At 37.0% G+C, this 23,126-nt stretch carries 22 protein-coding genes; 4 read left to right on the top strand and 18 right to left on the bottom strand.

What is annotated here, in order from left to right; all coding sequences use genetic code 11:
- Positions 1 to 2 precede the first annotated feature (2 nt).
- The 4 genes from AB3I72_RS00805 to AB3I72_RS00790 form a co-directional block, all read right to left on the bottom strand.
- Complete coding sequence (locus AB3I72_RS00805) at positions 3 to 836, bottom strand: PRD domain-containing protein (protein WP_002357655.1); 834 nt, start codon at positions 834 to 836, stop codon at positions 3 to 5.
- Positions 837 to 1,740: 904 nt separating this feature from the next.
- Complete coding sequence (locus tag AB3I72_RS00800) at positions 1,741 to 3,393, bottom strand: peptide ABC transporter substrate-binding protein (RefSeq protein ID WP_002363926.1); 1,653 nt, start codon at positions 3,391 to 3,393, stop codon at positions 1,741 to 1,743.
- Between the two features lie 17 nt (positions 3,394 to 3,410).
- Positions 3,411 to 4,787 carry a transglutaminase domain-containing protein gene (locus AB3I72_RS00795; protein ID WP_307771690.1) on the bottom strand — a complete coding sequence of 459 codons (1,377 nt, stop codon included), beginning with the start codon at positions 4,785 to 4,787 and terminating at the stop codon, positions 3,411 to 3,413.
- Between the two features lie 16 nt (positions 4,788 to 4,803).
- Positions 4,804 to 5,868, bottom strand: a complete 1,065-nt coding sequence (locus tag AB3I72_RS00790; RefSeq protein ID WP_176944436.1) for a dipeptide epimerase — start codon at positions 5,866 to 5,868, stop codon at positions 4,804 to 4,806.
- A 274-nt stretch (positions 5,869 to 6,142) separates the two neighbouring features.
- Between AB3I72_RS00790 and AB3I72_RS00785 the strand changes: the two genes are divergently transcribed.
- The gene (locus tag AB3I72_RS00785; RefSeq protein WP_002357660.1) at positions 6,143 to 6,487 is read left to right on the top strand and encodes a metal-sulfur cluster assembly factor; all 345 of its coding nucleotides are present in this window, start codon (positions 6,143 to 6,145) and stop codon (positions 6,485 to 6,487) included.
- A gap of 79 nt (positions 6,488 to 6,566) precedes the next feature.
- Here AB3I72_RS00785 and AB3I72_RS00780 read toward each other — a convergent pair whose 3' ends face one another.
- Entirely contained in the window at positions 6,567 to 7,124 is a 558-nt protein-coding gene (locus AB3I72_RS00780) for a GNAT family N-acetyltransferase (RefSeq protein WP_086280619.1), read from the bottom strand.
- Positions 7,125 to 7,333: 209 nt separating this feature from the next.
- Entirely contained in the window at positions 7,334 to 8,191 is an 858-nt protein-coding gene (locus AB3I72_RS00775) for a hypothetical protein (RefSeq protein ID WP_368023411.1), read from the bottom strand.
- A 285-nt stretch (positions 8,192 to 8,476) separates the two neighbouring features.
- Between AB3I72_RS00775 and AB3I72_RS00770 the strand changes: the two genes are divergently transcribed.
- Complete coding sequence (locus AB3I72_RS00770; RefSeq protein WP_002365632.1) at positions 8,477 to 9,010, top strand: hypothetical protein; 534 nt, start codon at positions 8,477 to 8,479, stop codon at positions 9,008 to 9,010.
- A gap of 15 nt (positions 9,011 to 9,025) precedes the next feature.
- On the opposite strand, the gene AB3I72_RS00765 is transcribed toward AB3I72_RS00770, so the two are convergent.
- Together AB3I72_RS00765 and lysA are read right to left on the bottom strand one after the other, a co-directional pair.
- Positions 9,026 to 10,018: an alpha/beta hydrolase gene (locus AB3I72_RS00765; protein WP_002413817.1), complete on the bottom strand. Its 993-nt coding sequence runs from the start codon at positions 10,016 to 10,018 to the stop codon at positions 9,026 to 9,028.
- A gap of 145 nt (positions 10,019 to 10,163) precedes the next feature.
- Complete coding sequence (lysA, locus tag AB3I72_RS00760) at positions 10,164 to 11,474, bottom strand: diaminopimelate decarboxylase (RefSeq protein ID WP_002360386.1); 1,311 nt, start codon at positions 11,472 to 11,474, stop codon at positions 10,164 to 10,166.
- 197 nt (positions 11,475 to 11,671) lie between these two features.
- Between lysA and AB3I72_RS00755 the strand changes: the two genes are divergently transcribed.
- Both AB3I72_RS00755 and AB3I72_RS00750 read left to right on the top strand, forming a co-directional pair.
- Entirely contained in the window at positions 11,672 to 13,552 is a 1,881-nt protein-coding gene (locus AB3I72_RS00755; protein ID WP_368023410.1) for a fructose-1,6-bisphosphatase, read from the top strand.
- Between the two features lie 93 nt (positions 13,553 to 13,645).
- Positions 13,646 to 14,593: a serine hydrolase gene (locus AB3I72_RS00750; RefSeq protein WP_368023409.1), complete on the top strand. Its 948-nt coding sequence runs from the start codon at positions 13,646 to 13,648 to the stop codon at positions 14,591 to 14,593.
- Between the two features lie 110 nt (positions 14,594 to 14,703).
- On the opposite strand, the gene AB3I72_RS00745 is transcribed toward AB3I72_RS00750, so the two are convergent.
- The 10 genes from AB3I72_RS00745 to AB3I72_RS00700 form a co-directional block, all read right to left on the bottom strand.
- Positions 14,704 to 15,801 carry a hypothetical protein gene (locus AB3I72_RS00745; RefSeq protein ID WP_010713425.1) on the bottom strand — a complete coding sequence of 366 codons (1,098 nt, stop codon included), beginning with the start codon at positions 15,799 to 15,801 and terminating at the stop codon, positions 14,704 to 14,706.
- Positions 15,802 to 16,311, bottom strand: coding sequence for an RNA polymerase sigma factor (locus AB3I72_RS00740; protein WP_368023407.1), 510 nt, complete (start codon positions 16,309 to 16,311; stop codon positions 15,802 to 15,804).
- A 138-nt stretch (positions 16,312 to 16,449) separates the two neighbouring features.
- On the bottom strand, positions 16,450 to 16,839 hold the full coding sequence (locus tag AB3I72_RS00735; RefSeq protein WP_002357671.1) for a hypothetical protein: 390 nt from the start codon (positions 16,837 to 16,839) through the stop codon (positions 16,450 to 16,452).
- Between the two features lie 74 nt (positions 16,840 to 16,913).
- The gene (locus AB3I72_RS00730; protein ID WP_002357673.1) at positions 16,914 to 17,549 is read right to left on the bottom strand and encodes a V-type ATP synthase subunit D; all 636 of its coding nucleotides are present in this window, start codon (positions 17,547 to 17,549) and stop codon (positions 16,914 to 16,916) included.
- Between the two features lie 4 nt (positions 17,550 to 17,553).
- Positions 17,554 to 18,930, bottom strand: coding sequence for a V-type ATP synthase subunit B (locus AB3I72_RS00725; RefSeq protein ID WP_002357674.1), 1,377 nt, complete (start codon positions 18,928 to 18,930; stop codon positions 17,554 to 17,556).
- Positions 18,923 to 20,704 (bottom strand): V-type ATP synthase subunit A, encoded by a 1,782-nt coding sequence (locus tag AB3I72_RS00720; RefSeq protein ID WP_010713426.1) that lies wholly within the window; start codon positions 20,702 to 20,704, stop codon positions 18,923 to 18,925. Before AB3I72_RS00720 ends, AB3I72_RS00725 begins: the two co-directional genes overlap by 8 nt.
- 17 nt (positions 20,705 to 20,721) lie before the next feature.
- Entirely contained in the window at positions 20,722 to 21,033 is a 312-nt protein-coding gene (locus tag AB3I72_RS00715; protein ID WP_002357676.1) for a V-type ATP synthase subunit F, read from the bottom strand.
- Positions 21,023 to 22,024 (bottom strand): V-type ATPase subunit, encoded by a 1,002-nt coding sequence (locus AB3I72_RS00710; protein ID WP_002371188.1) that lies wholly within the window; start codon positions 22,022 to 22,024, stop codon positions 21,023 to 21,025. Before AB3I72_RS00710 ends, AB3I72_RS00715 begins: the two co-directional genes overlap by 11 nt.
- A gap of 16 nt (positions 22,025 to 22,040) precedes the next feature.
- Positions 22,041 to 22,622 carry a V-type ATP synthase subunit E gene (locus AB3I72_RS00705; RefSeq protein ID WP_002363907.1) on the bottom strand — a complete coding sequence of 194 codons (582 nt, stop codon included), beginning with the start codon at positions 22,620 to 22,622 and terminating at the stop codon, positions 22,041 to 22,043.
- Positions 22,623 to 22,638: 16 nt separating this feature from the next.
- Entirely contained in the window at positions 22,639 to 23,112 is a 474-nt protein-coding gene (locus AB3I72_RS00700; protein ID WP_002363905.1) for a V-type ATP synthase subunit K, read from the bottom strand.
- Positions 23,113 to 23,126: the final 14 nt, after the last annotated feature.

Here is a 23,126-nt window from a genome sequence, read left to right as displayed (position 1 = left end):
TATTATTTGGTCATTCTTAATCGTTCAATGTGAATCGATAAATAACCAAGTTCTTCATTTGGTACTTGATAATGAAAATTTCTCATTAATAAGACTTGTACTTTTTTTGAGATTTCATAGCTTTCAGCATACTTTTTCTTTACGACTTCCAAAATTTCTTCATCTAAAACAGCATATTGATTTTGTTGGAAGCGATGAATAAACAAACGTAAATGATTCACCAGACGTGAATAACTGAGACTATTTTTATCATCATGAATATCAATAGCCAATTCCTGCTCGATTAAATGAATAATTTCAGAAACGATTGTAACTTCACGGATACTTTTACTATTATCAGTACGCCCGCTGCGAGCACTATGGATATGAATTGCAATATATCCCGCTTCATCATAACTAAATGGAATTTCTAAGGTTTGTGTTAAATATTCTACAGCCCATTGAGCAATAGCAAATTCTTCACTATATAAAATCTCAATTTCACTTAAAAGCTTGTTCCGAACAATAATATTATTTTGAATATTTTCAGCTGCAAAAGCAATGTGATCACTCAACCCAATATTAATATGTTCATTCAACTTTTCACCCAATACCGTTTCAGCATGTTGGATAATTTCTTCACTCGCTAAAAAGTATTTGTCTTCAATTTGTGATAGCAATACTTGAAGTTTTTTCAGTCCTTCTGGCTCCATCACAAACATCCGCTCCACCAATTGTCGAGATAAGACATCATTTTTAGTCTTATTAAACCCGACGCCTTTACCGACAGCTACTTTCTCCTGTCCTTCGTCAAGAACAAGTACAGCATTTTGATTTAGCACCTTTTTAATTTTCATAAATGACCCTCTTCTGCAGAAGTAATTCTAACATTTTCAGTGAAAACAACAAAAAAAGCATAGAACAATCCCGTTAAACATGTTGCGTAACCATTGTACACCACATTGTATTACGAAATTCTTCCATGCCTAGTATTATCTAGTCACATGAAAACGCTATTCATTTGTTAACAGTGCTTATTCTAACGAGTATCATTATTTTTGTCAACCTTTTTCAATTATTTTTTTATTAATTGTTGACTATTAACAAAAAAGAAGCTCTTATCGGGAAGAGGTCGGGACAGAAGTGTTTAACTCCGAGAACCAAGTAGGTACTGTTCAACATCTATTTGCTTTGCAAATAGTGTTTCTCAGCAATAAGAAGGAATTTCCGAAAATTGTCATAAAACACAACGAGGTACGAGTTGATGTTGCATGATACACTACACTCCGTTTCGTTCGCATCAATTTCTACGCATGGAACATGCTAGAATTGAAGGACCCGGTGTTCTTTAATTTTTGGAGACCAAGTAGGTATTGTTCATCATCGAATCACTACGTTCTTCGTGATTCTCAACACTTGGAAGGATTAAGATACGCCGAACACTTGTGTGAGAAAGTCAATTTCGGCTTATTGTTTTCTCGCCAAAGGCTCGTCACAGTTTTATCCTTGTAAGTTCCGAAGTACCTTCACCAAGTAGGTACGATGATTTCATCTGTTCATGCTTCACAGTGAAACATCGCAACTCTTAGAGCTGTAGCTCTTTTGAAGGCTGTACTGTGACGAGACGCATGTCGAGAAAACACCTTAGAAGTTGTTGAGATCGGAGCAACGCGTAGTGTTGCTTCTGTTCCCGCCGTTTATCAGTTTTTGAGCGTGGAGCAAAAATCCAAAGTGATTTTTGTCCCACGCTCGTTCACTAATTTATTCTTTATAGGCATACTTATATGTGCTCGTTGCACCAAAGTTATGATACTGAATACCTTTGACACCTGGTCGTACAAGCTGACTACGGGCCTCTTGGTATAAAGGAATTAAAGCGGCATCTTCTTCCACCAATACTTTTTCAGCTTTAATTAATGTTTGCCAACGAGTTTCAGGATCATTTGCGTATTTAGTTGTTGCTTCTTCAATTAGTTGATCAAACGTTGGGCTAGAATAGTTCATACGGTTACCACTAACTGAGCTTTCTAAGAAAGTCATTGGATCCTGATAATCAGGTCCCCACATGCCAACAGACAATTCATAATCCCCTTTTCTCATTAATTCAATCGCATTATTTAAAGGAACTGTTTTGACATTAATAGTGAGACCTGGCAACGTTTCTTGTAACTGGCCTTGGATAAATTCAGCAACTTTTCGGTCACTATCACCATCTCTTGAAAGAAGTTCAATGGCTACATCTCCGTTTAGCTCTGCTTTTGCTTTATCTAAATACTCTTTGGCTTTTTTGGCGTCTGTTTTGACAAGGGCGCCTGCTTCTTGACGAAAATCTTCATTCGTTTCTGGGTTATATACAAATTTTTCTGGAATGTACCCATAAATTTCTTTTGAACCATCTGCTAAAATATTGTCGACTAAACTTTTTTTATCCAAAGCATAAGCTAAAGCTTTGCGGACATTCTCATTTGCAAAAATGGATGGTTTTTCGTTTCTTTTTTGGTTTAAACGTAAGGAATATACTTTTGACCGTTCGATTGCTTCATAGTCTGGGTTGTCTCGATTTTGTTTAGCAAAATCTCCTGTTAAGACAGCCACATCTAATTCACCTGATTCGTACAAATTATAAACGGTATTGGTTTCTTTAAGAACTTCAAAATGAATCGTTTCTGATTTTACTTTTTCTTTATCGTAATAGTCGGGATTACGCACAAAATCCCACGACATCGCTGACTGATCCCAATTTTTCATTAAAAACGGACCATTAGATACAATCATTTCACTAGAAGTGCCATAGGCTTGTCCTTTTTCTTTCACGAATGCTTCGTTTTGTGGGAAAAATGGAGAAAATGCCAATAAGGACGTAAAATATGGTACAGGCTTTTCCAAAGTAACCTCCAAAGTATAATCATCAAGCGCTTTGACACCCAATTCCTCTGGTGCTTTTTCCTCTTTTGTAATAGCTGTTCCGTTCAGAATCGTTCCTTCTAACAAGAAAAAGTAATTGGCTTGGTTTTTGGGATTCGCTAATTTACGCCAAGCAAAAACGAAATCATTGGCTGTTACAGCATCACCATTGGACCACTTGCCATCTTCTCTTAGTTTAATGGTATATCGTTTGCCATCCTCAGAAATTTCTGGCATCTCTTTAGCAGCAGCAGGTATTAGTTGATCTTTTTCATCCAATTGATATAACCCTTCAAAGACATTGGACTGTGCGTTTATACTGGCTTCATCTTGTGTAAAAATAGAATCCATTGAACCAATTTCCGAGTTCTCCATTAAATTTAAAACTTTTTTCGAGACACTGGTTTTCTCAGTTGCTTTCTCGTCTATTTTTGTTTCTGCTGTTGTGCCACAACCTACCAAGACCGTACTAACAAATAACATAATCCCCATCATTTTTAACTTTTTCATACTATTCCCCCTATGTGTCAATCAAACGGCAACTCTTCCATGGAAAGCCGTTCTTGCGAAACTATCAAGCATGCGTAGGGCAAGCCCTCATTTTCGTACTCAAATTCTCCCCGCTGGTTGTCAATTGGGTCTGCACGCAATTGCATTTTTGCCGGCTGAAAGTCTGCCTGGATCTCACTATTTGCGACCATTCTAAAAACATCTAAATTGCCGAAATAATGATTCCACCGCTGTCTATCCCCGTCTCGGTAAGCACCTCCGCCAAAAGATAAATCCGCAAAGAGCCAGCCGTACGGTTCTATATAAAATTGTGCCCAATCATGACAGCCTGTATAATGTGTAGAAACATATAATCCCGATTGCCATTTGGCTGGTATCCCTGCAATCCGACAAAGCGTGATAAACAAAATCGCTTGCACGCCGCAGTCACCTTTTAAATTAGTTGCAGCATACTCTGAAATATTGGAAATTGTAAAATATTCACGCATGAAAGAATAATGAATCTTTGTCGTCACAAAGTCATAAATCAAGCGTGCCTTTTTTAAGGGATTACTTTCATCGCCCACAATCTCATCTGCTAAATTTCTTAAATAAGGCGTGAATCGAATATGCGGTAACTGTTCCTCTAAATCAAAGCTTGGTTGCATTTTGTCTACGTTATTTTCTTCTAACTGTTGGTAAACCATCCGATTAACATAACAATATTCAACTGTAAACGTTTGATTTTCTTTTAAGATTGTTTCAAAACACAGTGTTCGTTGAGGCGCATCTTCTGCCGCAATATAGGTTGCCTCAGGTGACGTAGCTAGGATTTCAATTTCTGATTGTTGTTGACACGCTTTGGGCAGCGGCAAATGGACACGAACACGCTCACCTGGACGCTCAAATTCTTTTTTCACCTGAATGGTGGCTTTAATTGTTGTTTTCACTTTTCTACCACCGTTTTTTTGCATTTGTTCGATGTTCTCTTTTAGTTCTTTTTTGCGGAGAATTTCTAATTGATTGCTTTCTGCTTCCCGCAAACGTGCAACATATGCCGCATTTGTTTTAATTAAATTGGCCAAAAATCGAAGTTGGAAATACGGTTCACCGTCAATATAAACCCAGTCCACTAATCCCGTTTCTTTTAAACGAATTAATTCCTCTGTTTGATAATCCTGAAAAGTGTCTCTCATCATTTGATCAGCTTTTGCAAAGCTATGAGGATACTCATTCATACGCATCATTTTAATGACATCTTTTTCAATTATCAAACGTTCTTTTAATGCCTGCGGAAGTTCTTTTGTCAACCAAAAATCAATGGCCATATCCGCACTTGCAAAATCGCCAAATTCTTTCACCCTTTGAATTTCCTCAGGCAAAGGGACACTAAGATACTTTAAATCATACTTCATTTGCTTTACTCCTTTTTTAATGAGAAATGCCTAATCCAGCTGCTTCTCCTAAATCCAATAGTGGTTTTGCTTCTAAGGATACGCCCCCAGTTACGGGCGCAGTTTCTAAACCGAATGTCGCATCTAAATCTGCTCGTGTGATATTCTTTTGAGCAGCAGCTAAATGGGCAGCAGCCGTGATGCCAATGGTTGTTTCTTCCGCCATGCAACCAATCATGCATTCGATGCCTGCTGTTTCACAAATCTGATTAATTTTCAGCGCTTCATGAATGCCGCCACACTTCATTAATTTTATATTGATAACATCGACTGTACCCTTTTTAACTAATTCCAACGCATCTTGGGCATCAAAACAGCTTTCATCAGCCATAATTGTCGTATTGACTTGTGAGGTAACGTATTTTAGACCTTCTAAATTGCGCCTTTTAACTGGCTGTTCCACTAATTCAATTTGATAATCTGCCAATTCTTGAATTGCTTTAACAGCATCTTTGGGCGTCCAAGCCTGATTTGCATCTAAGCGGAGCTTGATATCAAATCCAACTGCTTCACGAATCGCTTTTACTCTTGCAATATCAGCTTCAATTCCTGTTCCGACTTTAATTTTTAACGTATCAAAACCTAGTTTGACTTTTTCGACGGCTTTTTGTGCCATCACATTTGGTTCATCAATGCCTAGTGTAATATCCGTTATTACTTGGTTATCATAGCCGCCTAACAATTGATAAAGAGGCAGTTGGGCTTTTTGACCCATCAAATCATAACAAGCAATATCGATTGCTGCTTTTGCCGCTGGAGCGAAAGCAGATATTTTATCCATCACTTCATGAATTTTCTCAATATTAAAGGGGTTTAAGCCAATGATTGCTTGGCCAAATAATTCGATCGTTTCAAGCGTGCCAGCTAACGTTTCACCGGTAATAAAAATGCCTGGGCCTCCTTCTCCATATCCAATAAGGCCCTCTTCTGTTTCAATTTCCACAATTGCACTATCCGCGGATTCAATCGTCCCCAAAGCGATTGTAAATGTTTCTTTCAGCTTGATTTTCGATGCCCTAACATGTACCTGCTTAATTTTCATAAAATCCTCCCTTTGATATTTCCAATTGATTGAAAATTCAGTTTTTTAAAACACCCAAAAAAATTAAATTTAGATTGTTATCGATCATTCTAAACTCATTGTTTTCTAATGTCAACAAAATAATGAGATTTAGATTAAAATAAAATGAATTTCGAGTTTTACGAGCTTTTTTATAAATCAGTAAATTCCAGACATGTGAGATACTTCTCATTTACAAACATTCTTAAAAAAGGTATGATAGTAAAGAGGCAACTTGCAAAGGAGTAGAAGACGAATGAGTGAACAACCTCAACAACGCTCAACCGAAGAAGTTGAAGCAATTAAAGAAGATATTTTAACTGCATTAGAAACAGTGATTGACCCTGAATTAGGCATCGATATTGTTAATTTAGGACTAATTTATGAAGTTGAATTTGCAGAAGAAACTGGTGATACTGTCATCAAAATGACCTTAACCACAATGGGTTGTCCGTTAGCAGATGTTTTAACAGAACAAATCCATGGTGTTTTAAAAGATATTCCTGAAGTAAATAATATCGAAGTAAAATTAGTCTGGTACCCTGCTTGGACAACGGACAAAATGAGCCGTTACGCACGAATTGCTTTGGGTATTCGCTAGTTATTTCGAGACTAATGATAAAAAACATATGAAAGAACCGATTGGTCCGTTCTTTCATATGTTTTTTTGTTTGTTTAATTTACTTATTTGAAACAAATTGCCTAATGGCATCAATACTTGGCTTTTTCCAAATTTTTGCTACTGGATGGAAGTCTAATAAAAACTGTAGCTGCGTTCCACTGAAGCCTGATGCTCCAGCAAACATGATATGAAAAGTGAGCCCTCTATCCATAATCAGATACCCTGTATCCTGCACGCCATTTCTTTCATAAAACTGATAACGTTTTTCTCTTTGGGCTTCGTTCACTGCATTTTTGCCAATTTCTTCACTCTCTAAAAGAACTCCCTTAGGATAACGTGTCTTCAATAACGCTAACACGGTTGAGCCTAATCGTTTGTTCCGATGGTGCTGATCAATTGCGAAGAAAAAGACATAAGTTGCTTCAGGTGCAATTGGACTATTTAACAAAATCCCCACGTTCTCATCCGCCTCTTGAATAACAAACAAATGAAATTTTCCTGCTTGAGAAGACGTCAATAATTGATCAAACGGCAGTCTCTCTTCTTCTGGAAAAGCTTCTGTGTAGGTTGCTTCCCAATAGGCTTGATTTTCTTGATTTAATAATGTGAATTGCATAAAAGCTCCTTTCTAAAATGATTGCTTCGTACTAATAACTTTTGTTACTTACATAATACCTAAAAATTATTTAAACATGCGACTGGTTATTCCTATACGCAATTATTTTTTGATACTAATCTAGTAGTTTAATCGTTCTCTGTTCCTGAGTCAATACAAGAGCACACGATTCGAGACTTTCAACGTTTAGTGAAAAGGCGATTCTTATTTCATTGCAACCGATTCACTATTCGCTGCCCTCTTTTTTCTATTCGTTGATTTACTTGAACTAAATATTCATTTATCTCCTCTAGATTCTGAGGTAAGATAAACGAGTCTTTTTTCAAATGAGTTTTCCATAGCGCTATTGGTTGATACTGTTCATTTAAAAATGGTTGCATCTCGTACATATGAACGTAGTTTTCCCATGAATGAAACGAAGCTAAAAATATCGAAAGTTGTTCTAAGGAATAATCCCAATAATCTTTAAACGATAAGCTTCTTCCGCTGTTAAATCCTAGTGGAACTACTGTAATGTTTCCAATTGAATGGGTAAGTTCGGCAAAACGCTTTAATTGTGGGTCCTGATGGACTTGATTAAATTTAGTAAAATTGTCGAGAAGAAATTCATTCCATGTATATTTTTTGGGTACAGGATTTGGTAAATAGTCAGGAAAAACTTGATCAAAATAAGTTAAATATCGGTCCGAAATCACAGCCGATGTCCCGGAATCATGAGGCGGATACTTGCTATTTACTGCAAGCAAATTCTGTTCAGAAGGTTTTTCTAAATAGCTTTCTTGATTTTCCCCAATTACTTCCGCTGGTCTAAAGAAATCGGGATAAACAAGTTGTAACATAATTTTATACGTTGTCCAAAATGAGTTCATAATATCTTTGTGCGCGGTCGCCTTCCCAGTTAACTTTAAAAAAACATCCTCCACAACCTCGTACTTTTCAATATGGACATTCGATGTTCTAGCTTTTAAAATATTTTTAACTGGCTGCTGTTGGTCATACTCTTGACCCAAAAGCAACTTCTTTAAATCATCTTTCGCTGAAATTGTCTTAACTGTAATTTCCGCCACTTTGAATAACTCCCATCCTACGATTTTCTCTATATTCTTTTATATTATTATACTAGAAAAACGCTCCCTCCTGCCCTTTTTTAATCAACAAATCAGCAATTAGAAAACACCAACGAAACAGAAGTGCAACACTAGCATGCGAAAAAATGCGATCGCAACTTATTTTTTAGACACTCTGTGTGTTTCGTATAGTCGAGGCTGGTTGCGTGTATTTTTTTCAAGAAAATTGAGAACAGCTATGGTATAGTCAAAACTACGATTATTTCAAACACGGAGCGACAGTTTATGGAAATGTACCAAGTAATTAGATATTTTTTAAATGAAATGGAGAAAAAGATTTGGCATGCCTTGTTAACATTAGTACTTTTTTGTCTTTATATTTCCATTTTTGATGTTCCTTTTACAATTAAAAATACATTCATCGGCAGACTACTTTTCCCGAAAGCTTTTATGAATGCAGGAAGTGCGAATCTGATTTTTTATTTGATTAGTTTTTTTGGTTTTTTATGGTCAATTTTCATTTTTGCTTATCTATTGAATAAGACACGCCTCAAATTATTAAATAAAACCTTTCCTTATCTTTTGGAAATATTAGAAGTCTGTATTTTGCCTTTAGTGATTCTTTTTGCTTACATTTATATTTATTTGCGGGTCCATGGCGAAGGTTTCAGCTATATACGAGAATCTCTTTTACAGCAAGAGTTAACTTATTCAATGAAATGGTTCCTTTGCCTTGGTAGTTTGGCGCCGTTATTTTTCTTTTTAAGCACTTTAAATTTAGCTAAACGAGTCAGACAAAAAAAAGACATGGAATCATGAAAATCCATGTCTTTTTTAGTCGGATATTGTTTTTACCGCAGGACAGTTTTCTTCCAAAAACTCAAAAATACTACTGTAATAATTTTCAGGTTCGTAGACACTTGAAGATAAATGTGGTGCTTTAGCAACAATGAGGCCTTTTTTTATCCCCTGAGTTGCCGCTAAATTTTCTTCAAACATTGTCATTGGAACAAAGCGATCACCTGTACCGTGAATAAAAAATGTCGGCAACGTATTTTTGTGTAATTGTCTCACGGAAGAAGCGGTTTTCAATTGAAAGCCATAGTTATTTAATGCTAATTGATTAGCAATTGTTAAAATAGGAAAAGCGGGTAAATGAAAAGATTCATGTAGGACATATTTAAATTCATCATAAACAGAAGTGTAGCCACAATCCACTATTAATCCGCGGACATTCGTTGGTAACTTTTCACCACTTGCCATCATGACAGTAGCCGCTCCCATGGAACCGCCCACTAAAATAATTTCTGCTTCCATATCAATGGCAAGAACTTCACTAAGCCAACTTAATAAATCTAACCGATCCAGCCATCCCATCCCAATTTTATCCCCTGAACTTTTCCCGTGCGCACGCAAATCGGGAACTAAAACATTGTAGCCTTCTTCTGCAAAACGTAATGCAGTATATGCCATATCGCGTTTTCCGTTTGAACGATAACCATGCACACAAATCGCCCAACGATGGTTATCTGGATAAGGAATAAAGCACCGTGCATACAATGTTTCATCTTTAATTTTCAACCAACGATCTTCAGCAAAAGACTCTGTCCAAAAAGCTTCGCCTTCTTGTTTTTGTTGTTCTTCTATTTTTGTATATCTTGTTTCTCGTTCTTGAAAATTATCAGGATTTAATAACCGATGCCCTTTTTTATGATACCAAGGGTTGTCTTTAAGCAACGCGATTTTCAAAAAATAATTGGCAATGTAAACAGAAAAAACAACGCCAATCATTGCAAAAATGATCAGTAACCCGAGGAGCCATTTCATCTGCAAATCACACCCTCTTCTAAAGTATTTCCTTCTTCATTTAATATACTATGGATTTTTCATTTCTGAAAGAAATCACCCTTACATTTTGTTATTTTTTGAAAAAAAGCAGCCGTCTCAAAAAGAGGCGGCTACTTTTAATCTATCAACAATCCAACGTTGTCATATCTTCATATGTCTCACGGCGAGCAACTAATTTTGCTTGTCCATCTTCGACAAAAACCACCGCTGGTCGAGGATTTCGGTTGTAATTACTTGCCATTGAATAACCGTAAGCCCCCGTACTACTGATGGCCAATAAATCCCCTGCTTTAACTTCTGGCAATAAAATATCTCGAAGTAAGACATCGCCTGATTCGCAATATTTACCAACTACTGTGACTTTCTTGACTGAATCATGCCCCTCACGATTCGCTAAAAATCCATCATAAACCGCTTGATACAAAGCAGGCCGTATATTATCACCCATGCCACCATCTACGGAAACAAAATGACGAACACCAGGAACCTCTTTTTGCGCGCCAACTGTATATATCGTTGTGCCCGCTTCGGCAATTAAACTGCGGCCTGGTTCAATCCAAAGCTCAGGCAGTGGATACCCTAATTGTTCACAATGACCTTTCAAGGAATAAACAATTTTTTCAACAAAAGTTGCTGGTGCTAATGGCTCATCTTGCTGCGTGTACTGCACACCAAAACCACCACCCATATTTAAAACACGTGCTGTAAATTGATGGACTTGCCGCCAGTCTTCTAAAATAGTGAACATTTTTTCAACAGCAGCTAAAAAGCCTTCCACAGCAAAAATTTGCGAGCCAATATGGCAATGGACCCCTTGTACATCAAAAGAGGGGTTTGATAAAAGACGAACGAGTGCTTCTGTTGCCTGGCCACTTGCAACATCAAAACCAAATTTTGAATCTTCTTGGCCTGTCAAAATGTAATCATGTGTTTCTGCATCCACGCCAGGACTCACCCGAAAAAGAACTTTTTGTGTTTGGTTTCGTGTAGCTAATAATTCTTCCAACAAGTCAATTTCGTAAAAATTATCAATGACAATTGTACCTATTTTGTTATCCAAAGCATAACGTAATTCTTCAGGGGTTTTATTATTTCCATGGAACTCAATTTCCGCTGGCTCCATGCCCCCTTTTAAAGCTGTGAATAGTTCTCCACCAGAGACAACATCACAAGCAATATCTTCTTCCTTTAACACTTGATAAATAGCTAAACAACTAAATGCTTTACTTGCATAAACCACTTTATTTTTGATACCTAATTGATTTAACGTTTGTTTAAAACCACGTGCCTGCGCGCGAATATGAGCGACATCATAGACAAATAACGGCGTCCCGAATTTTTGCGCCAACTTTACGGTGTCACAACCACCGATTTCTAAATGATTTTCCCGATTCATTTTTGCTGTACCAAATAACATGTTTTCCCGCCCCTTCATTTTGTTTTATTAAAAATCATAGCATAAAACCCAGTAGCTTCCTATAATTTTCCACATTTTTCTCTGACTTTCTCCTGTTGCTTTTTTTCGCCAAATAGCCTACAATAATTGGCATACGAATAAAAAACCTTTATTATCAAGACTTTAATCTTTTAAATAAAAATTGGTATATACGAAAAAGAAAGAAGGCAGATGACTTGGCTACACTGAACCGTGATCAACAAATTGAAGAAATTATTAATTTGGAAGCAATTTTGAATTTACCGAAAGGAACAGAACATTTTGTCAGTGATTTACATGGTGAATTTGAAGCTTTTGACCATATTTTAAGAAATGGTTCTGGGCGAATCCGAGAAAAAGTTCAATTTTTATTTAAACAAGAATTAAATGCCCATCAGATGGACGAGCTTTGTTTTATTATCTACTATCCAGAAGAAAAATTAACACTTTTAGAAAATGAAAGCGCCCTCTCTTATGAATGGTGGCTATTAACGATTCGCCGTCTGGTTGAAATCGTCCGTTCTTCTTCGATGAAGTACACACGTTCTAAAGTTCGCAAAGCCCTTCCTGAAACCTATGGGTATATTCTCGAAGAATTGATTTATCAATATGATGAAACAACAACCAAAAACGGTTACTATCAACAAATTATTGAAAAAATTATTTTACTAGGTGAAGCCAAACGTTTCGTGACAGAATTAGCTTATCTAATCCAACGTCTGATTATTGATCACCTACATGTTATTGGTGATATCTATGATCGGGGGCCAGCACCAGATAAAATTATGGACCGATTAATGTCCTATCACTCCTTGGATATTCAACTAGGCAATCACGATATGATTTGGCTGGCTGCTTATAGTGGTTCACTGGCTTGTTTAGCCAATGTAGTACGTATTTGTGCTCGCTATGGAAATTTAGATCTGTTAGAAGAACGTTATGCTATCGATTTAACCGCCTTAAAAAAATTTAGTTTAGAAACATATAAAGATAATCCTGCTTTTGCACCCAAGAAAAATCCCTATCGTGCGTTAACTGAAGCTGAAAAACAAGTAGCGATGCGTGTGCAACAAGCCATTGCCATTATTCAAGAAAAACTAGAAGGCCAAATTATTGGTCGACGCCCTGATTTTAACTTGGCACATCGGCTACGCTTAGATAAGATTCAAGGGGAAACTATTACTTTTGACGAATGTCGTTATACATTAATTAACAGCTGTTTCCAAACCGTTTCTGAAGAGCAGCCTTACCAATTAACACGTGAGGAAAAACAGATAATTGATGATTTATTAACGCAATTTCAGTCTTCGCCGCGGTTAACAAAACACATGCGCTTTCTAATGGAAAAAGCCTCTCTTTACCTTGTGTATAATCAAAATTTATTGATTCATGGCTGTCTGCCTCTGAATGCGGACGGTACTTTTCAAGCTTACACATTTAAAGGCCACTCCTATTCAGGAAAAGCTTTAGTTGACTTCTTTCAGGAAATGTTAGAAGAAGCTTACGCTCAGCCTGCTATTACAGATGACTATGCGACAGATTGTTTATGGTATCTTTGGTGTGGCGAAGGCTCCTCATTATTTGGTAAACGAGCTATGAAAACCTTTGAGCGTTATTTTCTCGCTGAAAAAGAAACACATCATGAAGAAAAGAATCCTTACTACTCTTTGCGTGATACGGTTGAAGTTTGTGAAAGAATCCTAGATGAATTTGAAGTGACTGGTGAAAATCGACATATCATTAATGGCCATACACCAGTTAAACGAACAAAAGGCGAATCGCCAATCAAAGCAAATGGCACGCTTCTCGTAATTGACGGCGGCTTTTCAAAATCTTATCAGACAATTACTGGAATTGCTGGTTATACATTGTTGTACAACTCGTTCGGGTTACAACTGACCGCGCATAAATCTTTTTCTAGTAAAGAAACAGCCATTTTAAATAATCAAGACATTCATTCCATCAAACAAGTCATCGATCGCCCCTTACAGCGGCTATTAGTGAAAGATACCACTATCGGCAAAGAGCTATTAAAGCAATCGCAAGCACTCCAAAAACAAATGAAACAAAACCAGTAGTGCCATTAAAAAGACGCTTGCGCTCTTATCCGAAAAATGATTAAATGGAGGAGTTGAGAAAATATCTATTAGAGAAACGGAAAGGGTTTTACATTGAAGAAACAGCAACTCTCACTTTACGGCACCATTTTCTTTCTTTGCTTTTTCCTAATTGAGGGCTTCTTCTTCTCAAGTCGTGGCGAAGATTATGCCAAAGAATCTGAACAAAAAGTTACAATTGATTCCGCCAAACATGAGAAACATACGAAAGACAAGAAAGAAAATAATTCAGCAAATACAGTATTTTTTGATAAAATAAATGACCTGCTCGTCGCTTCTGTCAAAGAATTTGAAGGAACGGTCGGGATTAGTTATTTAGATTTGGAAACTGGCGAACAACGTTCCGTGAATGGCCAACATGAATTTTATACAGCTAGCACTATTAAAGTGCCACTGACGATGCTAGTCGCCGACACGGTTGCTTCTGGTCAAAAAAAATGGACAGACCTGATTCCCTATAACGCCGAAGAAGATTATGAAGAAGGAACTGGGATCATTGCCTATAATATCCAACCAGAATATCCATTAAAAACGTTACAAGAATATGCCATCACCTATTCTGATAATATCGCTAAAAATATGCTCTATGACACATTGGGTGGTGATGCAAAAGCAAAACGAGAAATGTATCAGCGTTATTTGCACAAGACACCTTCGATTGAAGAGCCACAATTTTCTTCGGAAGATGCGCTTGTTATTCTACAAAAATTATATACTGAAAAAGCAACAAAACCAGATTACCAAGCGATTTATGATTCTATGAAACAAAGTGTTTTCCATGAAAGAATGGAAACTCCCACAACTCAAGGAAAAGTTGCTCATAAAATTGGTTCCTATGATGAATTTATTCATGATATGGGGATTTTAGAAACACCTCACCCCTTTGCTTTAGCAATTTTTACTAAAGGAACTGATAATGCTAAGAGTGCTGCGTTTATTGCTTCAGTGACAGATAAGTTATGGCAATTACAGGTGTCTGAATATCCTAATGATAACCATTGATAATGAAAATAAAAGCATCTTTTTTTACTGACAACGCTCAATAAAAAAGATGCTTTTTTTAGTAGTTATATTAATTAAAATATTTGTATTTTCCATAACCTTTTTAGCAATTATTTCTGAGTATTTTTTAACTCCAACGAACCTAATTCTTTTCCTGCTGCATCATCTTCATAAGAATTTCTAACGATTACTTTATATAATGACTTATGATCCAAACTACTTAAGTCAAAAGAAATGTTAATTGTAGCATCTTCCCCTTTATTAAAACCACTACCAATCTGACGTGCAATAGGTATCTCAAGACCGTTTTTATAAACTGAAATTAGAATCTCACGACTTTTTTTATTTTTTTCTGGATTTGGAATGTCCATAATCAGCGTAGTTTGAAGCGCATCACTTTGGGCCTTAATATTTTTAATTTTTTTCACGTTTTTAATGCTAGGTATCGTTTCTTTCATAATGGGTTGGTAAGGAATTTTAAACGTCCAATCGCCTTGATACTCTAATGCATTCTCAACACTAAAAGATCGGCTACTTGCTTTGATTGCTTCTTTTAATTCATTATCATGCTGTTCTTGATCTTCCCAAGCTAATCGGTAGATATGGAGCGTTAATTGATCTTGACTAACAAGTTTTTGCTTATTGAAAGTTGAAATCACTGAACCATAAAAAACATCCTTCTCGATTCTATATAACGATGTTGAACTTACACCCCCAAATAAATCTTCTTTGCTTCCTTCTCTAAATAACCCTAGTTGAATATCTTGAGAATAATTATTTCTAGCGATTTTTTTCTGTAATAACTCTTTTAATTTCTGATCTTTAATCTTAAATTGATAATCAAACGCCATTTTATTTTTTGTCGATACAAATTTTGTTAATACGATTTCTCGCTCATTTTGTACACTCCGCAATTCTAGTTTTGTTGGAACACCAGAAGATTCTACTGTTTGAACACCTGTATCTTGACTAATCCCCAATACCTCTTCTATGGCACGTCCAATGGGTGTTTTTACTATCAAAGTAAAAGTGGTAGCAATACTAATTAGCCCTATAATTAAATGTTTACGCGATATCTTTTTCTTTGGCTGTCTGTATTGTTTTATTTCTCCCATTAATATCTTAGTTCTTTGTGTGTTTAAACGTTCCACTGTTTCTAAAGGCATCTTTTTTTCATATTTTAATATATCACTTCGTTTTCTATCCATTTACCATGTCTCCTTTAAATATGTCCTTAATTTTTTTCGACCACGAGAAAGACGAATTTTGATGGTATTTGTTGAAACATCAAGTTGCTGAGCGATTTCTTTTATACTAAAGCCAACATAATAGTACATAACTAGCGGAACGCGATAATTATCAGGTAATTTATGTAATCCTTTATCCAAATCATATAAATCATCAAAAGCAGGAACAGGAGAATAAGTATCCATCCAGTGAGTTGTTTTCTGCTTTTCTCTAAAAATATTTTGAACTTGGTTTAACATTATTTTAAAAATCCATGAATTAAACGCATATTCATTTTTTAATGTTGTTATTTTTTCCCATGCACATAGTTCAGTTTCTTGTAAACAATCAGCAACGTCGACTTCGTTTAATAGCATTTTATATGCGGCATTGTATAAAACTGTTTCATATTTTTGACAAAGGTGAACAAATGCTTGTCCATCTCCTTTTTTTGCTTTCTGAACTAATTTTTTTGTTAAAATTTTATCCATAAAACACCTCTTTTCATTTAACTAACTATTAGACGTTAAGTATCTGTAAAAGGTTTCATATTTTTATAAAAAAAATATCTGGGACAAAAGTCATTTTGACTACTGTCCCAGATACTAAAATTCACAATGAGTAGCTGGCTACTTTACAGACAACAACTTCGTAAAACGTTCTGCCAACATTTGGTGGGCATCAATTTTTTTGGTTCCTTGTGCTTTTGCTGCAAAACTAGCAAAGTTTAAGCCAGCCCCAAATAGTTGTAACGCACCGTTGCCTAAATCTCCCTTTTTAAGAGCTTCAAGCCCATCTTCGATAAATTGGTTACTTTCATCTAAATGACACTCAGGAAGATATTTCACGCCGTGATGATATCGTTTTACATTCAGAATGATTTGCTTCGCGGCTTCTTCTGAAATAGCCGCTCCCAAGTTTAACAGTAGCTCATTGATTGGTTCCACCAAGCGAGCATAGTCACTTTCGTATTTTTGACAATTCAGTGCAATCGCTTTGCGGCGTTCTTCATTTTTCATTTTTTCCACTCCCTTTTTTATTAAAAACGAGCACGAAAGCTACCAACTGGCTTCGCACTCGTTCTTTCTAACCACTAATTTTCTTTGTTCATGCTTTTAATTTTAATTAAACGTGTAATTTCGCCACGTTCATTTTCTTCTAATTTCATTTGAATGTAGTAAATTGTTTCTTCTAATTGTGGAATCGTCATATACTCTAAGGCGTTGACACGACGACGCGTTTTTTCAATTTCTTTTGATAATAATTGGCACGTCTTTTCAACATTTGCAAGTGCTAATAATTTCGGTAAAATGCTTGAAATTTTAGCAAAAGCTTGATCAAGCTCGCTGTTTGAATTCACGTAGCCATAATCTAAGGGTGCTTCTTGAACCGATTCATCGTAATCAAAAATCATTTTAGGAACTGGCACACTTAAGATGTTCTGTTCAATAATTTCTAATTCAACTTTTTCGGCTGGAATTGCCACTAACTCTTCAATAAAGGCTTCGTTCAACGTTGCGTTTGCCAATACAAAATTTGATAACGCATCCGTCACTTCTTGTTCAACCTGAATACGTAACTCATTGTTTTCTTTGACTAGCGCAATAAACCGTCGCATCAATTCATCTTGTTTGTCTTTCAGCAACTTATGACCTCTCGTGGCCGTAGTTAACTGTTTTTTCAATCGGGAAAGTTCCATACGGGTTGGATTAACATTTAATCGAGCCATTTTTCTACTTCCCTTCAGTTAAGTATTGATCGAGCATATCCTCTTTAATTCGTTTTAGTTCTGTTCTCGGTAGCATACTTAATAGTTCCCACCCAAGATCTAACGTTTCTTCAATCGAACGGTTTGTATCGAATCCTTGATTGACATATTCTTCTTCAAAACGTTGAGCAAAAGCTGCGTAAATTTTATCGACATCGGAAAGAGCTGATTCTCCTAAAATGACAGCTAATTCTTTGGCTTGTTTCCCTTGTGCATAGGCTGAGAACAATTGATTCATCGTTGCTGCGTGATCCCCGCGCGTTTTGCCTTCGCCAGTTCCTTTGTCTTTAAGACGGGAAAGTGATGGCAAGACATCAATTGGTGGTTGGATACCGCTCTTATATAGTTCCCGGGACAAGATAATTTGCCCTTCTGTAATATAGCCAGTTAAATCGGGAATTGGATGTGTTTTATCCTCCTCTGGCATTGTTAAAATAGGAATCTGTGTTACGGAACCTTTTGAGCCACGAATTCGTCCTGCCCGTTCATACAACGTTGCTAAGTTCGTGTAAAGATAACCCGGGTAACCACGACGTCCTGGAACTTCACGGCGTGCTGCTGAAATTTCTCGCAACGCTTCGCAATAATTGGTCATATCCGTCATGATAACTAAGACATGCATGCCCTTTTCATAAGCTAAATATTCAGCAGCTGTCAAAGCCATTCTAGGTGTTGCAATCCGTTCAATGGCTGGATCATTCGCTAAGTTCATAAACAAGACTGAACGATCAATTGCGCCTGTTTGACGGAAATCTTCCATAAAATATTCCGCTTCTTCAAAGGTAATCCCAATGGCCGCAAAAACTACGGCAAATTCTTCTTCACTATTTAACACGTTGGCTTGTCTGGCAATTTGTGCTGCTAATTCTTTATGAGGTAAGCCAGATGCTGAAAAAACAGGTAATTTTTGACCACGAACTAAGGTATTTAAATGGTCAATCGCTGAAATCCCTGTTTGGATGAACTCATCGGGATAATCACGAGCAACTGGATTGATAACTTCGCCGTTAATATCTAATTTTTTCTCAGGTAATAATTCTGGTCCATTATCTTTTAAGCGACCTAAGCCGTCAAAAACGCGCCCCATCATATCTGGCGAAACCCCTAATTCTAAAGGATGTCCCAGAAAGCGAACTTTTGAATCACGAATATTGATGTTACTCGTTCCTTCAAATATTTGGACCATCGCTTTATCTCCATTGATTTCTAAAACTTGCCCTTGGCGAATTTCGCCATTTTGCATGCGTACTTCAATTAATTCTTCGTACTTTACGCCTGCCACTTTTTCAACAATCATCAGAGGACCAACGACTTCATTGATTGTGCGATATTCTTTAATCATTCGTCATTCCTCCTTCAGCAATGATTTCTTTTATCGTTGTTTTAATTTCTGCTTGTAAACGATCCAATTTTTCTAATTCTTCTTCTGGTAAATACTTGCTACGAGCAATGCGATCACGGATTTCAACTGTTCCCGCCATTAACTCAGAGAAATAAGTGCCTAAACTTAAGGCTTTTTGACCTTCTTCACCAAAAGTTAGAATCAATTGCAACATTTTCGCTTGTTTGGTTCGAGAAGTGAACGTATCCACGTCATCAAAAGCATTTTGTTGCAAATAGTCTTCCCGTAATGATTTGGCTGTTTCCAACGTTAAACGGTCTTTATCCGACAAGGAATCAATCCCAACCAAACGAACAATTTCTTCCAATTGAGATTCCTCTTGTAAAATCCGCATCCCTTCAGCTACCATAGCGGCCCAGTTCCCTTGCAATTCCAAGTCTAAATATTGCCCTACTTCTGTGGAGTAAAGAGAATAACTTTGCAACCAGTTAATAGAAGGAAAATGACGTTTTTGTGCTAACTGGGAATCTAAGCCCCAGAATACTTTAACAACGCGTAACGTATTTTGGGTGACAGGTTCTGATATATCCCCACCAGATGGCGAAACCGCACTAATCGCTGTGATGCTTCCTTCACGATGATCTTTTCCTAACGCGATGACTTGTCCTGCTCGTTCATAATATTCAGCTAAGCGGCTACCTAAATAGGCTGGATAGCCTTCATCACCAGGCATTTCTTCTAACCGGCCACTCATTTCTCGTAACGCTTCTGCCCAACGAGAAGTAGAATCTGCCATAATTGCGACTGAGTAACCCATATCACGGAAATATTCTGCAATAGTAATCCCTGTATAAATCGAGGCTTCCCGTGCCGCTACCGGCATATTTGACGTATTCGCAATTAAAATCGTCCGATTCATCAAAGACTCACCAGTTGTTGGATCAATTAATTCTGGAAATTCATTTAAAACATCTGTCATTTCATTCCCGCGTTCCCCACAACCAACGTAAACGACTAAGTCGACATCGGCCCACTTAGCAATTTGGTGCTGAACGACTGTTTTTCCAGCGCCAAATGGTCCTGGAACTGCTGCCGCTCCGCCTTTCGTAATTGGGAAAAAAGTATCAATTACGCGTTGTCCGGTCACCATCGGTACTTTGGGACTTAGTTTTTCTAAAATGGGACGTCCCCGCCGAACGGGCCATTTTTGCATCATGCTAAAACTTTCTGTTCCTTTAGCCGTTTCCACTGAATAAACTGTTTCATCAATGGCAAAGTCCCCTGCTTTAATTTCGGCAATCGTTCCTGAAACGCCGAAAGGCACCATAATTTTATGTTGAATAATCGCTGTTTCTTGAACCACACCGACGATGTCACCTGCCGACACTTCTTCACCAACTGCCACAGTCGGTTCAAACGTCCATTTTTTCTCACGATCTAACGCATCAATTTTAACGCCACGGCCTAAAAAGTTACTGTGGGTTACTTCTTGAAATGTATCCAATGGTCGTTGAATACCATCAAACATTTCGGCAATTAAACCTGGGGCTAATTCAACAGATAATGGTTCTCCTGTTGAAATAACTGGTTCTCCTGGTCCAATGCCTGTTGTTTCTTCATATACTTGAATCGAAGCGACGTCGCCTCGCATTTCAATAATCTCTCCGATAACGCCTAAATCTCCTACATGACAAATGTCTTGGATACTAGCATCTGACATGTTTTCAGCTAAAATCAAAGGACCTGAAACTTTGACAATTTTTCCAATTTGCACGCTCATTCTCCTTTGCATTATAAAATATTTTGTCCAATTGCTTTTTCAACATTTTTTTCAATCTCACTTAAACCGATTCCGATTGTACCATTATGACTTGGGATTAAAATAATCGCTGGTGTCACTTGTTCTTTGTATCGTTCAATCGTTTCTTCTGCTAAAGTAGAGGCTTCTTCCGTTATGAAAATGACCCCAAACTTATTTTTCGCCATAGTTTCAATGGCTTCTCTAACTTGCATTTCTGAAATGGCATGATGGACCTCAAAGCCAAACAGTTTAAATGGTAAGATTGAATTTTTGTCTCCAATGACACCAATTTTATACCCCATTGACTTTTCGCATCCTTTCTCGAATTTTTTCATTTGAGAACCCACTATGTTTTCCGACCAAAATTAAACGTAGATTTTTCCATTCAACCTCTTTCGCATTCAAAAAGGCTAGTAATGGGAGCGGTCCAAAAGCGACCGTTCGACCGTTTTCATACATTGAGGTCAGGTAATCATCTTTGAGTTTTTCAAAAGCCAATAAATTTAATTCATTGGTTTCTTTATTGATAATCTTTTCTAATAGTTGTCCGTAATTCGTTGTTCTGACAAATGCTGTAAATTCTACAAGTGACTTTTCCGCATAGGTCAACAGTTCTTTCTTTGTGATACTGCCAGCGCTAGAAAGTACGGTTGATAAAAAGTTGCTGTTTTGATGTTGAACAATCCCTCTAGCCATCGTTGATAGATTGGTTAAATCAATAAAAGCGATGACTTCCTTCGTTAACTCTTCATAGCCCAATTCATCCGCCAATTTTCGTTGTTGCTGTAAAAATGCTCGATCATAAAGGATATCAATTGCTTGTGGTAAACCGCCCTCTTCCAGATAGGCAAAAACATCACGAATCACTTCTAATAATGCTGGCTCAAGTTCGGAAGAGTTTTTTGTATGAATGGCACTTTTGACTGTGTTTAGAGAATAACGACCATCTTCTAAATAAAGATAATCAAAATCTTTACCTGTTCGCTCAGCTTTCGTCAAAATTTTCAAGTTATGGAAGGTAAAACGCATCGTATACAACGTTACTACAGCTGGTTCTGGAGCCATTTCATATAACCAGCGATAAAGACTTCCCAGCGCTTCAGAAGAATGGTAGTCAAATTTTTCTTCAAAAGTTTCGGTTAAATAAGGTTGATAAACCGTACTTTTTAACATATTTTTAACGTCTTCAACTGTTTCCGCTTCTAAAAGTTGTTGAAACTGTTGCTCAGAAAGCAGCTCCGTTTCTTTTAAACGAATCAGCGGATTAATTTGATGATACGTTGGTTTTCTCATGCTACGTCCTCCCTTCTTAACTGAAAAGTTTTTCTGCTACTTTAAAGCCTTCTGTTTTTTGAATCTCTTCAACTAATGCTGAAAAGAGAAAATTATAATCCAAACCGTCTTTTGCAACGATAAAGCCACTTTCTTTTGGAACAACTTCCTCTGAAAGCTCCCATTGAACAGTAGCATCAGAAAGGGCGGTCAGCCATTCTTGCGTCACTTTCGTTTGAGAATACTCGCCTAAAAGAATGGTTGCTTTTCCTGTTAATTCAAGTGAACCTAATTGTGCTTTCATGAATTCTTGAAATTCTTCCGCTGACCATTCACTCATCTTTAAGACCACTTCGTCAAATAATTGGTTAAGATATGCTTGTTTTTTATTTAATGCATCCTGACGAATTTCTAGTGTTTGCCGTTGTTGGCGTTGTTTAAATTCTTTTAATAATTGTTGTTGTCGTTTTTCTATTTCATGTTCTTGCTTCAGCAAAATTTCTTGTTGTGCTGCTTGGAATTCTTGATCGATGCGCGTTTGTTCACTGGTGACATAGGCTTCGATTTCTTGCTTTCCTTGCTGCTTAATTTCACTGATGATTTTTTCAATGGCATCCATCCATCTGCCTCCTCAATTATTTGACGTTCAATACAAGTAAGAAGGAAATTACGAACCCTAAGATGGCATAAGTTTCAACCATGGCAGCATAGATAATTCCTTTTGTTGCATGTTCTGGTTTCTTCGCTAAAATTTGGATCCCCGCAGCGGCTACACGACCTTGGGCAATCCCAGAGAACAATCCAGCAAAGGCAATCGGTAAAGCTGCTACAAAATAGTTCAATCCTTGAACCATACTCATATCGTTTCCTAAGTTAATATAAATTAAGAAAGCAATAACGAAACCGTATAGTCCTTGTGTACCTGGTAATAACTGTAAAATTAACGCTTGACCAAATTTTTCTGGCTGCTCCGTCGTTAAAGCTGCTGCTGCTTCCCCAGTAAAGCCAACCCCTTTGGCTGATCCAATCCCAGCAAAAATTGTCGCCATCGCCATTCCTAATACTGCAAAAACAATTCCACCATTATTATTAATTAAGTAATCCATCATCTCTATTTTCCTCC

The organism is Enterococcus sp. GC34 (genome assembly GCF_040886645.1).
In the GTDB taxonomy this organism is placed as follows: domain Bacteria; phylum Bacillota; class Bacilli; order Lactobacillales; family Enterococcaceae; genus Enterococcus; species Enterococcus faecalis.
This window is presented reverse-complemented; position numbering and strand designations above follow the sequence as displayed.